The organism is Bacillus sp. 1NLA3E, assembly GCF_000242895.2.
Classification (GTDB): Bacteria; Bacillota; Bacilli; order Bacillales; family Cytobacillaceae; genus Bacillus_BU.
This window is the reverse complement of the sequence record NC_021171.1, coordinates 2,790,959-2,804,421: the sequence shown is the minus strand read 5'-3', so window position 1 is coordinate 2,804,421 and position 13,463 is coordinate 2,790,959. Positions and strand designations below refer to the sequence as shown.

The 13,463-nt window shown below is 35.4% G+C and carries 11 protein-coding genes; 10 read left to right on the top strand and 1 reads right to left on the bottom strand.

Annotated features, from left to right (window positions below; translation table 11 throughout):
- The first annotated feature begins 132 nt into the window (after window positions 1–132).
- Both B1NLA3E_RS13245 and B1NLA3E_RS25335 read left to right on the top strand, forming a co-directional pair.
- Window positions 133–795, top strand: coding sequence for a hypothetical protein (locus B1NLA3E_RS13245; RefSeq protein WP_041580519.1), 663 nt, complete (start codon window positions 133–135; stop codon window positions 793–795).
- A 25-nt stretch (window positions 796–820) separates the two neighbouring features.
- Window positions 821–967 carry a hypothetical protein gene (locus B1NLA3E_RS25335; RefSeq protein WP_015594340.1) on the top strand — a complete coding sequence of 49 codons (147 nt, stop codon included), beginning with the start codon at window positions 821–823 and terminating at the stop codon, window positions 965–967.
- A gap of 84 nt (window positions 968–1,051) precedes the next feature.
- Here the strand turns inward: B1NLA3E_RS25335 and cls are convergent, their stop codons facing one another.
- Window positions 1,052–2,497: a cardiolipin synthase gene (gene cls / locus B1NLA3E_RS13240; RefSeq protein WP_041580518.1), complete on the bottom strand. Its 1,446-nt coding sequence runs from the start codon at window positions 2,495–2,497 to the stop codon at window positions 1,052–1,054.
- A gap of 385 nt (window positions 2,498–2,882) precedes the next feature.
- Between cls and B1NLA3E_RS13235 the strand changes: the two genes are divergently transcribed.
- The 8 genes from B1NLA3E_RS13235 (at window position 2,883) to ade (ending at window position 13,331) form a co-directional block, all read left to right on the top strand.
- The gene (locus tag B1NLA3E_RS13235) at window positions 2,883–3,749 is read left to right on the top strand and encodes an MBL fold metallo-hydrolase (RefSeq protein WP_015594338.1); all 867 of its coding nucleotides are present in this window, start codon (window positions 2,883–2,885) and stop codon (window positions 3,747–3,749) included.
- Window positions 3,750–3,928: 179 nt separating this feature from the next.
- Window positions 3,929–5,674, top strand: a complete 1,746-nt coding sequence (locus B1NLA3E_RS13230) for a SulP family inorganic anion transporter (RefSeq protein ID WP_015594337.1) — start codon at window positions 3,929–3,931, stop codon at window positions 5,672–5,674.
- A 32-nt stretch (window positions 5,675–5,706) separates the two neighbouring features.
- Window positions 5,707–6,060, top strand: coding sequence for an ArsR/SmtB family transcription factor (locus B1NLA3E_RS13225; protein ID WP_041580517.1), 354 nt, complete (start codon window positions 5,707–5,709; stop codon window positions 6,058–6,060).
- A 345-nt stretch (window positions 6,061–6,405) separates the two neighbouring features.
- Window positions 6,406–7,488, top strand: a complete 1,083-nt coding sequence (locus tag B1NLA3E_RS13220) for a branched-chain amino acid aminotransferase (RefSeq protein ID WP_015594335.1) — start codon at window positions 6,406–6,408, stop codon at window positions 7,486–7,488.
- Window positions 7,489–7,719: 231 nt separating this feature from the next.
- A complete protein-coding gene (locus tag B1NLA3E_RS13215; RefSeq protein WP_015594334.1) occupies window positions 7,720–8,058 on the top strand; it encodes a hypothetical protein in 339 nt (112 codons plus the stop codon).
- Between the two features lie 1,490 nt (window positions 8,059–9,548).
- Entirely contained in the window at window positions 9,549–10,073 is a 525-nt protein-coding gene (locus B1NLA3E_RS13210) for an HD domain-containing protein (RefSeq protein ID WP_041580516.1), read from the top strand.
- 72 nt (window positions 10,074–10,145) lie between these two features.
- Complete coding sequence (gene trpB / locus B1NLA3E_RS13205; protein ID WP_015594332.1) at window positions 10,146–11,318, top strand: tryptophan synthase subunit beta; 1,173 nt, start codon at window positions 10,146–10,148, stop codon at window positions 11,316–11,318.
- A 267-nt stretch (window positions 11,319–11,585) separates the two neighbouring features.
- Window positions 11,586–13,331 (top strand): adenine deaminase, encoded by a 1,746-nt coding sequence (gene ade, locus B1NLA3E_RS13200; protein ID WP_015594331.1) that lies wholly within the window; start codon window positions 11,586–11,588, stop codon window positions 13,329–13,331.
- Window positions 13,332–13,463 lie beyond the last annotated feature (132 nt).

Genomic DNA, 13,463 nt, shown 5'->3' with positions numbered 1-13,463 from the left:
AAAAATTCATGGTATTAACAAGCTGCTTACCTATCAAAAGGATAAAGCGGCTTTTTTTTATCTTCTTATCAGACATATAATTTTAAAAAAGGTAAAAACTAACCTTAACGTCACAAAGGGGAGATGATGAACATGTCTTTAGAATGGTTTGATCGAGTTACAGGTGAACTTCAAGAACATCTCGAATCAATTTGCGCAAAGTATGATCAAGTTGGACATATGAGTGTGGAAAGAGGAGCAAAATTTCCAAGGATTGAATTTTTTGTGGAAACAGAAGAAGAGGAAAGAATCTATTTTTCGACGATCTCGTACGATCCTGCACATGAGGATTTTTTCTTTGAATCGTTTGATCCGGATTTAGGTCTCACATCGAGAACCGTCTTATATGACATTGAGGATATTATTGATGCTGTACATGAGAGCCTCCATGACTATATTAATGACGATGATGAAGAGGATGAGGATATATATCATGACGATCAAATTGGTGATGAATATGAATTAGAAGAGGACACTGATGATTACTCCGACATTTTTGAAGAAATTGATGTCGAGTGGGAGACCCCAGAGGTTACAGCATTTGTTCAAGAAGATGAGGTTGAAGTTACATATCAATTTGGCATAATAACAGAAACAGGGGATGGAGTATTGCGGAGAATTAACCGGATTTGGACCGAGGATGAAGAATTAATCAAGGATGAGTCCAATTTCATTTTTAGTAAGGAAGAGGCAAGTACAATTATTGCAATGGTTGCTAGTCATATGGATAAATTAACAGATTTCGATTACTCATAAAAATTTCGTTGAAGGGGGTAGTGAAATGAAGAAGAAAAATAACGAACCTACCTTAGCACCGGGAATGAACGATAATGAAGAGCTTGAACAAAAAGCGACTGAGGATGAAATAAAAGAGGGTGAATATACAAGCGTTACAAGATTTTCCTGGGATGAAGTTGACCCTAGTTAATTTTTTAAAATGAACTATCAATATGAGGAGAAGCTGCTCAACGTCATGTTAAACAGCCTTATCTATGTTGAAAGTTAAAACGAATTAAAGAATTGGTGATAATAAACGTGAGATGGACTCTTTTATCCGTATTACAATGGACCTACTTTGATATTTATTTAGTGATAATTCTAATGAAAGCTGCTTATCTTCATTGAAAATTAGTGCTAATTTCTTAACGGTTTCAGCATGATATAAAAAAGCATTCACCTCAAAATTCAAACGAAAACTACGTACATCAATATTGGCAGTACCAACCGAAGCAATTTGATCATCAATAACAATCATTTTCGCATGGAGGAATCCATTTTCATAGGTGAAAATTTTAACACCTGCTTTTAACAGTTGCCCAGCATTAGAATAGGTAGCCCAGTAAACAAAAGGATGGTCAGGCTTATTAGGTATCATAATTTGTACATCAACCCCTGAAAGGGAAGCGATTTTTAAGGCATCCAATAAGCTGTCATCAGGGATTAGATAGGGGGTTTGGATATATACATATTTTTTGGCAGAAAGAATCATTTTTATGTAACTGTGCTTTATCTGTTCCCACTCTGAATCCGGACCACTAGAAACAACCTGAATACCAACCTCACCATATTTTACTTGCGTAGGATAGTAATAATCTTTAAATGAAATTTTTACCTTGGAAGCTTGGTTCCAATCAAGCATAAACCGAGACTGAAGATTATTAACAGCTTCTCCTTGAATCCGTAAATGGGTATCCCGCCAGTAGCCAAATTTGGGATTCAAACCTAAATACTCATTGCCGATATTGAATCCTCCGATGTAGCCAATTTTACTATCTATGATTGCTAATTTACGATGATTTCGATAATTAATCCTTAAATTAATTAACGGGATTTTACCTGGAAAAAAAGCAACAATAGATCCACCGGCTTGTTCGATTTGTTTTTTAAACCTTTTCGATAAGTTTTTTGAGCCGCTGTCATCGAAGAGAATTCGGACTTCGACACCTTCCTGTGCTTTTTCAGCTAATGCATCAGCTATTTTTCTTCCTAAATCATCATCACGGATAATGTAATAGAGTAAATGTATGTGCGCTTTTGCATGTTTGATATCATTTAGTAAGGCTTCAAATTTTTCATGTCCATCAGTATAGATTGAAAGAGAGTTATTTTGTGTAAAAAGTGCCTCATCGTTGTTTAAATTTAGGTAAATTAAGGCTTTATATTTATGAATAAGAGGGTTGTTAAATTGTGATCGATTTTCTTCAATTAACTTCATTTGGGAAAAAATGGCTCTTTGTAAATAGGTATGCTCCTGTTTATCCCAATTAAAGATTCTCCGTCTACTTAAATTTTGGCCAAAAACCATATATAGTACAAAACCTAACACAGGGATGAATATAAGGACCAATAGCCACGCCCATGTGGCGCTAATGTTTCTCCGCTCTAAAAAAACGACAGTACCAGATAATAATAAATTCAGTACAAAAAATATCCCCAAAATCCAAATAACTATTAGCATCATAATCTCCTCTTGACCTGTCCATTTCAATTTAAAAAAAGTTGTTGTTTAAAAAACAACTTCTCCATCTACTAATGATTATTATGTATCTTTCAAGGGTGCATGAATATTTGTTCCTTTATAACTTTATAACACAATGTATAGCCTAATTACAAAAGCAAAATACCATTTGAAAGATTATAGGACTTGGTAGGAAATAGGGTAATGGTAGAATAAGGCGATGAGGAGGAATTTATTATATGAAGAATCTGTGTACCGACCTAGCAAAATAGCTCACAAGTATTCACTGAGGTCCCATTTAACTTAACGGTAAATAGTAAATTAATAAATATATCATTTCAGGAAGATACTTCTATAAAAACACAGGAATGAGGAGTAAAAATCCATGATAAAGCAAAAATTAATCAAGTTTTCTGAGCGAATCTACTGCTTAGCAGCCTCCCATGAAACTGATCGTCCCATATTGGGCGCAGTAATTGGAAATCAATATGTTTTAATGATCGATGGCGGGAATTCTCCAGAGCATGTTGGTTTATTTTTACAAGAATTATCTAGACACGGAATCAACAAACCTTCCTTTGTAGTAATAACCCATTGGCATTGGGATCATATTTTTGGATTATCATACTTAAAATTGCCGATAGTTGCCCATCAGAAAACAGCGGAAAATATCCTTCGCTTACAGCAGTATAGTTGGGACGATGTTTCATTGAGTGAACGGGTTGATGCAGGAATGGAAACCGTTTTTTGTTCGGACATGATAAAAAAGGAGTATGGAGAACGCCGGGATCAAATTCAAATTGTTAATCCAACGATACAATTTACAAAACAGTTAATCCTCAATTTAGGTGGCATTACCTGCCGAATTGACCATGTCGGAGGTGACCATGCCGAGGATTCAACAGTTATTTATGTGGAAGAAGAAAAGTTTATGTTTTTAGGTGATTGTACCTCCTGTGATATTTATTCAAATAAACGACAATACACAGAGGCTAAGGTTTTGCCCCTGTTAAAACGTCTTGAAAATTATGGGGCGTCATGGTATTTGCATTCGCACTCGGTACCAATCTCCCATAATATGTTTCTACAAGAAAATCGGGAATGTCGAGCGATTGTCGATAGTATGAAAATCCATGGAAATAATCTTCAGTTGATTATCGATGATGTAAAAAATGTCTTTGGACGGGATTTAACGCAGGAAGATATAGAATTTATACAGTATTTTATTAATGGGAACGAGAAATCCCAATAAACTTACATGAGATTTTTTTGATTAAAGCAAGCTTGACCCTGCCTAAAAATCGGAAAGTTTTGTCGATTTTACATTGAAATTGTCTCCTTTTTTATTCTAGACAAAAGAATAAACAGGGAGTATTATATTTCGTATATTCAAAAATTCAAATATATAAATATTGTGAGGAAGGTATATTTGTGAAATCAATTTTGGGCAGATTTAATCATTATTCTATCGACAGCTTAAGAAAGGATTTTCTATCAGGATTGATCGTCGGTGTTATTGCCATCCCACTTGGAATGGCGTTTGCAATTGCATCTGGTGTAAAACCAGAATATGGAATTTATACGACGATCATTGCCGGAATTCTGATTTCGCTTTTTGGAGGATCAAAATTTCAAATAGCAGGACCAACTGGGGCGTTCATACCAGTGTTATTAGGAGTGGTCATGACCTATGGCTACAACAATTTATTAATTGCTGGATTTATGGCAGGGATTATGTTGTTTTTAATGGGAGTATTCAAGTTAGGCTCCTTAATTAAATACATCCCCCGTCCTGTTACAATTGGTTTTACATCTGGAATTGCTGTTATTATCTTTACAGGACAGATTGCCAGCTTTTTAGGCTTGACCGGAATAAAGAAGCATGAAGAATTTATCGCCAATATAGGCGAAATTTTTACTCATATCAATACTATTAATCTATATAGTATACTGACAGCAGCGATTTGCTTAATCACAATTCTAATAACACCTAAATGGTTTCCAAAGGTTCCTGGACCTTTAATTGGACTTTTATTTTCAACGATTATCGCAGCTTTTCTTTTTCCTGATAAAGTAGCAACAATAGGCTCAGCATATGGTCAAATCCCTAGTAATCTTCCTAGCTTTCATTTTCCTGAATTCACGCTGGAGAATATTACTAAAATGATTCAACCTGCGTTTGTCATTGCGATCCTAGGAGGAATAGAATCACTGCTTTCAGCTGTTGTAGCCGATGGAATGTCAGGAACAAAACATAATAGTAACCGCGAGTTAATCGGTCAAGGGATAGCAAATATGATAACACCACTTTTTGGTGGAATTCCAGCAACTGGTGCAATAGCCAGAACAGCTACTAATATTAAAAATGGTGCGGTTTCGTCCATGTCAGGCATCATTCATGGGTTAGTCGTTCTTTTTATACTTGTAGTCTTCGCTCCGTATGCCTCGCTCATTCCGTTGGCAAGCATGGCGCCAATTTTGATGGTGGTGGCTTGGAATATGAGTGAGCAGAAATCATTTGCGCATGTTTTGCAGACAAGGTCGAGTGATTCATTAATTTTAGTCATTACATTTTTATTAACTGTTTTTATGAATTTAACAATTGCAGTCGAAGTTGGTTTGGTTTTAGCGGCCATTCTTTTTGTTAAGCGAATGAGTGGATTAATGACTGTTGCAAAAGTACTACCTGACTTGACATTAGAAACGAAAAAAGTGAGTCCAAATGTAGTAAGCGATGGTCATGATTGTCCACAAGTAAGTATGTTTACCATTGAAGGACCACTGTTCTTTGGTGCAGCACAAATGTTTGAACAGTCGATTATGTCAACCATTAATCATCGACCATTAGTTTTAATTCTTCGCATGGGGAAGGTTCCTTATATGGATACCACCGGAGAGGCAACGCTAACTAGTATCGTGCATCACTTTAAAAAACAAGGAGGAACGATTCTTATTTCTGGACTCCAATCACAGCCTATGGGAGTTTTCATCAAGACTGGTCTCGATAATCAAATCGGAAAAGAGCATTTCTTTGAGCACACAGGAGAAGCAATTAACTATGCCATTACCACTTTGAATAATCAAAAGTGTGTCGGTTGTAGACATTTTGCCTTCCAAGAATGTTCACATTTATCGCACCCCCAAGAGATGGTAGGAAAAGTGAGACTTCAAGTATAATGTAGGAAATGGTTTTTTTATTGGAGGAGAAAATGAATTTACAATTACAGCAATTCAAAGCAGATTTCTTCAAGGCTCTTGCACATCCACTAAGGATAAGAATTCTTGAAATTCTAGCTGAAGGTGATAAAAATGTTAATGAATTATTAACGATCACTGGGGCAGAGGGATCATCCGTTTCACAACAACTAAGTATTTTGCGTAGTAAAAATATCGTCAATGGCACTAAAGATGGGAATCGGGTCCTTTATTCATTAAGGGATCCAATGATCATCGATCTTTTAAATATAGTTCGACAAATCTTTAATAATCATCTAATTGATACAGCCATATTGTTAGATAAATTTAGCGAGGATTTCGTAAAGGATATAAAAGAGAAGAATTAAATACGAAAGACGCCTGAAATATCAGGCGCCTACCCCTTCTGATCCGAACAATGGTTAAGTGTCCCGCAACAAGCGAAATGTTTCAGAAGGGGCATTAATATTTTATACAATTTTATTGATAATTATGACGTAAGCTAACATTTTTGTTTTTAGAAGGTTGGAAATTTTTTGTAAAAATTTTTCCAACAAATAATTTGAATCTTACCGTTTTATACATTTTAGGAAATTTTCAATTTTTTTCGATAAAATGTTGTTCCATTCGACTATTTAGATGTAAAATAACTTTTATAGATTTTAATTATGGAAGTTTTAACAAAACTTTTTTATAAGGAGACGACAAACATAATGTCTGGGCATAATGAAATTGTTATTCAATTAAGTTCTAAGTTAAAGGAAAAACCAAATCCAAATAACTTGGGGTTTGGGAAAGTATTTACTGATCATATGTTTATGATGGATTACACCGAAGGAAAAGGATGGCATGATCCACAAATTATTCCGTATCAGCCAATTTCTTTAGATCCTTCTTCAGTTGTCTTTCATTATGGGCAAACCGTTTTTGAAGGATTAAAAGCTTACCGAACAAAAGATCAGAAAATTTTGTTATTCAGACCAGAGAAAAACTTCCAGAGATTAAATTTATCCAATGATCGATTATGCATTCCTAACATTGATGAAGGACTAGCTTTGGAAGCATTAAAAAAATTGGTATGGCTAGAGCGCGATTGGATTCCAACGGCTGAAGGTACTTCACTCTATATTCGGCCATTTATCATTTCAACACAACCTTATTTAGGAGTACATCCTTCCAGTCATTATAAATTCATGATTATCATGTCGCCAGTTGGTTCTTATTATAAAGAAGGTTTAGCACCAGTAAATATTGCAGTAGAACAAGAGTTTGTTAGAACAGTTGTAGGCGGAACTGGAACGGCCAAGACAGGTGGTAATTATGCATCTAGTTTAAGAGCTCAGGAAATAGCTGAAGAAAAAGGTTATTCTCAGGTTTTATGGCTTGACGGCCGAGAAAAGAAATACATTGAAGAAGTTGGAAGCATGAACATCTTTTTTAAGATTAACGGTGAGGTGGTAACTCCTGCTCTAAATGGTAGTATCTTAGAGGGGATTACTAGAAACTCTATCCTTCAGCTATTAACTCATTGGAATGTACCGGTAAGTGAACGAAGAATTTCAATGGATGAAGTTTATGAAGCTTACAAAAAAGGACAATTAGAAGAAGCCTTCGGAACGGGGACAGCAGCGGTTATTTCTCCTGTTGGCGAATTTTTGTGGCATGGAGAAAAACTTATCATTAACAATGGTGAAACAGGCGAAATTTCAACAAGATTGTACAGTACATTGACAGGAATTCAAAATGGCATCATCGAAGATCCATTTAATTGGGTTGTTGAAGTAAAAGAAAATTAATTTTCAATAGACTGAAAAGGGACGTGTACAAAATTGTACCGTCTCTTTTTTTTGATTACTGTTGAAAGCTTCAAATGACGCTAAAAAATTCCCAAAAAATTCAATATTGGTATTTTTCCTAAAAGTAAAATTATAATACAATGAAAGTATGAATATTCAATAATAGTTAAAATGGAGATTTTCGAAATTTTCGAAGTTTAAATATAAAGTTAGGAAAAGGAGGTTAGGAAAATGCAGAGAAGCCAAATATACAATGTTCCAAAAATAAATGGTGCTGTTGAATCTGATAACTCCAGTACAATTTGGGAAAATACTTGTTATTTAAAAGATGGACGTCCAATGGTGGCTCAAGCATGGGAAGAGGATGGGTATACTTTTATTACCTATTATCTACTTACCCAAGATCTAGAAGAGTATTCAGAAAATCAGTTGCTAAACTATTTAATTCAACAAGATGTAAAAATCCCGCCAGATATCAATGAGCTAAGGGTGTCTATTTTGAAGTTTTATGATATGAACCATTTGGAATGCTGGAGCATAACAATTGTTGTTGGTGGATTTAATAGTTAGGGAAACCACAGGGCACAGGAACTTTCTTGTGTCTTATTTTTTTGAGGAAAACATTAAAGGAATCACGGGTATTAAAAAGTGAACATTCACAATTTCGTCACAGATTCGGCGTGAAAAATTTTGAATTTATGATATATTATGAATATAGAAACATTATGTTTCTAATTTACATCTTAGGAGGCTCAACCATTAAGTGTTCGTTCCGTAAGTGAACGAGTATTTAATTCCTTGTTAGTAGTTTTTTTAGAACAAGGTATCTGAAAAAAATGGTCAAGTGGGAAAACTGCAGGATTTGTGGTTATCAAGTTTATCCACAAAGTACAATTTAGTCTACATGAGGAAAGGGAACATCTAGAAAGAATCTAAAGAACTGAATATTCATATTGAAATCTACTGGATAAAAACGGAAATTCTACCTATGATTAATTTTGTATACGTAGAAAGGAAGTTTTTTACCAGAAACACTCGATTCCTTTTGAGATTGCAATCAAGAATTCTGAAAAAATTCAATGGTGCAAAAAAAGGAGGAAAAAGGTGGATAGAGATATGAATTCCACAACTATATCGGTGAGTCAGTTGTTGGAATAAGTAAAGGAATAGATTCAGATAGGTACGAACTTTAAGTCAGTAGATAAAAAGGTTCTGCTAGTTGTGGAAGAGAAAGTTTTTCAATGATCTATTCAGTTGGAAAAATGTAATTCTCCCAGCTAAACCATGGATGGAAAGGTATTTTGTTGACACCTAAAAAAGCAGAAGGAAAAGTGAGTTTTGAAGTAAATCGAAAAAAGTGTGTTTGTTAGGAACCAAAATTCCAGTAATAAAAAAACTGGTTAATTAATTTCCAGCGGAACAAACACGCATTGGCTAATCTGGTAAACAAATCCTACATTTCTTAAATAGAAGCTCTCTATTTAAAATGGTAAGGATGAAGAATTGGCTGATGTTTATGGTTGGGTCCCCTAAGATGTTAATAAAGACAAAGCCCTTTGGATTAATTCCGGGGGCTTTGTTTTTTTTTTATTTTATTTAATAAAATTTGATAGCGAAAAATAGTTAAAATCATATAAATATGGAAATGGAATTATTTTATTACGATCAGTTATTAACTTTTTTATAACAGAGCTGTGTAAAAACTTAATGTTGATTGGAGTGGAAGGTGCGAGACTCCTGCGGGAGCAGCGGGATAGGTGAGACCCCACAGGCGCATAGCGCCGAGGAGGCTCACCGCACGCCCCGCGGAAAGCGAGCATCCTGGAGCGGAAATCATCCACCCTTCTCTTTTGAAAAATAGCAACATAATTTACGAAAACAGCCTTTTAGTAAAATCAGTTATTAACTTAATATAACATATGAAAAGTTAAGCTTATTTTAAAATAATATAAATTAGTTGAAATATTTTTTAAATTTGATAAAATAATAAAAATTTATTCTTATGGCGAGACTCTTCTATTGAGGGAAAATGGCTAACTAAAAATAAGGAAGTGAAAATCATGAGGGATGTTAAAATAGCGGATATTTATCAACACCATATAGCACAGAAATATATTACACGATCAGGCTTGGTCCACGCAATTGCTGTTTCTTATCACGCATTTGAATTGGCAAAAAAGCAAAATGAGGATGTTGATGTCGCAGCAAAAGCGGGGTTCCTTCATGATATTGGCCATTATACCTGGTACAAGGATGGAAAATGGGATTACCAACTCTATAGACAAAATGATATTCATGCCATTAAGGGTGCAGAACGTGCACATAAATTGCTTATACGCTGTGGAGAAAATCCTTTGAAAGCTAAAGAAATTGCTTTAGCGATCCTCTTCCATACTGATTCTTTCCTTCCGGGGGGCGAGGTTGTCAGGACTCCGATGCAATCAATAATAAAACTTGCCGATGAAATGGATGAAGAACCAGGAGGACTTCATCATTACAGACAGATTGATCCAAACCGAGCTTTAAAAAGTCTGGAGAAATTAGATAGTAAAATTGATGAAATTTATAATAATAGAATAGTCTGAAAATAAGTTGAACAATCAGGAATAGTAGTGGTATAATTTTATCGGGTATTTTTAATTAGGAGATGAGTTTAGATGAGCCAAGTAAGTCAAGAAAAGAAAGGTTATTTTGGAGAGTTTGGCGGAAGCTTTGTACCAAGTGAACTTCAAAATGTATTAAATGTTTTAGAACAGGAATTTTTGAAATATAAAGATGATCCAGATTTTAACAAAGAGCTTTCTTATTATTTGAAAGAGTATGCTGGCAGAGAAACCCCTCTTTATTTTGCCGAACGATTAACGAATGAATTAGGCGGAGCTAAAATTTACTTAAAACGTGAAGATCTCAATCATACAGGTTCACATAAACTTAATAACGTTTTGGGACAAATTCTTTTAGCAAAAAGAATGGGGGCAAAACGAGTCATTGCTGAGACTGGTGCAGGACAACATGGTGTAGCCACTGCAACCGCTTGCGCGATGTTTGGAATGGAATGCACCATTTATATGGGGGCAGAGGATACGAAACGTCAGGCCTTGAATGTATTCAGGATGGAATTGTTAGGCGCAAAGGTTGTTGCTGTAACAAAAGGACAAGCTAGGTTAAAGGATGCAGTTGATGAAGCTTTTGCCGACTTAGTCCAAAACTATGAAAGTACTTTTTATTTATTAGGTTCTGCTGTTGGTCCACATCCGTTTCCTCAGATGGTGAAGCACTTTCAATCTGTTATTAGTAAAGAGAGCAAAAAACAAATCCTAGAAAAAGAAGGAAAGCTTCCTGATGCAGTTCTTGCTTGTGTAGGTGGCGGAAGTAATGCGATTGGTTCATTTGCCGATTATATCCCTGATAAAGAAGTACGTTTAATCGGTGTCGAACCGTCAGAAGCAGCGACGTTAACAGAAGGAACTCCAGGTGAATTGCACGGGTTCAAATGTTTAGTACTTCAGGACGAAGATGGAAATCCGATGCCTACATATTCCATTGCAGCGGGTCTAGATTATCCGGGTGCTGGCCCAGAGCATAGCTACCTAAAAACAATTGAACGAGCAGAATATGTTTCGGTAACTAGCCAGGAAGCGTTAAATGGTTTCCTAGTATTATCAAAGCTTGAGGGGATTATTCCAGCATTAGAAAGCTCCCATGCGGTGGCCTATGCGCTCAAATTTGCTCCAACCTTGTCTAAAGATCAAGTTATTATCGTTAATATTTCCGGTCGAGGCGATAAAGATGTTGAACAAGTGTATGAGATGCTGAATAAAAAAGACTAATAGTCTTATCAAGTAAAGCGCCAACAACTGTTGGCGCTTTTTTCATGTTTTCTTTTTTTTAATGATCTATGGATGTATTTGTTAAGTAAGCAGCTATTAAAAAGGCACTCTTAATTATTAGGATTGCCAAAATGATAATTGATTTTTTAAAAGAAATATAATAAGGTAATAAACAATCATATTTGAAAGATGACTGTTTATTATTATCAAACTAATTCAGGATAAAATGGACTTCCATGTTAGTATCTCGGCATATAGAAGGAGGCGATGTATGTGGCATTGAGTAAAATTACGTATAAAAGAATAATTGACGTTGCTGCAAAACGCGAAAAGGCAGATTTGGTGATTAAAAATGGTCGGGTCATCGATGTGTTCACACAGGAGATAATGAATGTGGATGTAGCCATTGTAGACGGATGTTTCGTTGGAATTGGTGATTACGAGGGAATAAAAGAAATTGATGCTAGTAACAAGTTTGTGAGTCCTTCTTTTATTGATGGACATGTCCACATTGAGTCTTCGATGGTGACCCCACCTGAATTTGCAAAGGTTGTAGTACCTCATGGAGTGACTACAATTATTGCTGACCCACATGAAATAGCGAATGTAGCAGGAGCTGAGGGAATAAAATTCATGTTAGATTCCTCTGAACAAATTCCTTTAAATGTTTTTATCATGCTTCCTTCTTGTGTGCCTGCAACTCCATTTGAAAATTCTGGCTCTATATTACTTGCACAGGATTTAGCCCCATTTTATCAACATCCAAGAGTTTTAGGCCTTGGGGAAGTTATGGATTATCCATCCGTTTTCCAGGGTGATGATAGTATGATTGAAAAATTAATTGATGCACGAATGAACGGAGAAAAAATAGATGGTCACGCTGCAGGCTTACAAGGGGACGATCTAAATGTTTATACAGCTGTAGGGATCAAAACGGATCATGAAGCTGTTTCCATACAAGAAGCCCAAGAAAGATTAAAAAGAGGAATGTATCTCATTATTAGACAAGGATCAGTAGCCAAGGATTTACCTAACCTAATTAATGTTGTGACAGACAAAAATTCTAGACGTTGTCTTTTTGGTACCGATGACAAACATATCGATGATTTAATTAGTGAGGGAAGTATTGATTATAGTATTAGGCTGGCAATTAAACATGGAATCGACCCCATAACCGCTATTCAAATGGCCTCATTAAACGCTGCCGAATGCTATGGATTATCTAAAAAAGGTGCAATTGCGCCTGGTTATGATGCCGACTTCCTTATACTGGATGATTTAGAAACGATAAAAATAAACCAAGTATTTTGTGCTGGAAAATTAATTGCCGAACAAGGTGATTATTTAAGTGAGTCTAGGTCTAACACAATATCTTCATTACGGCATAGTGTAAAAACCAAATCAATCAATCCTCAGTCGTTACAAATCCATTTTGGGGGCTGTACAAAAGCTAATATCATTGAAATAATACCAAATAGTTTAATAACGAAACATGTGATTGAAGAAGTAGATATTGTTAATGGAAATTTCGTCCCATCGATTATAAAGGATCAATTAAAAATGGCCGTAATCGAGAGGCATCGTAATACTGGAAATATTGGACTTGGAATCGTAAAAGGTCTAAATCTAAAAAAAGGAGCCATAGCTACTACGATTGCCCATGATTCTCATAACATTATAGTTGCTGGTACTTCGGATGAAGAAATTCTAACTGCGGTTGAATGTTTAAAGGAAATAGGCGGAGGGTTAACTGTAGTTGAAGGCGACAAGGTTTTAGCATCACTGCCGTTAGCCATTGCCGGAATTATTTCTGAACATGATTACCTAACTGTTTTTCACCAATTAACTCAAATTAATAATGCCTTGAAATCATTAGAAGCGTCCCAGCTCTTTAACCCCTTCTTGACCCTTTCTTTTCTATCGTTACCGGTCATTCCAAGGCTTAAACTTACCGATTTAGGATTATTTGATGTAGGTTCTTTCAGTCATATTAAAGTCGAATCCAATTATTAGAGAATAAACTTGAAAATCAGATAGGTAATCTATCTGATTTTTCTTTTGATTATTTCGAAATATTGTGAGGTTTCCTACCAACTTCCTTACATATATTTCCTTTGTTCGGTAAGATAATCATAATACTTTTAG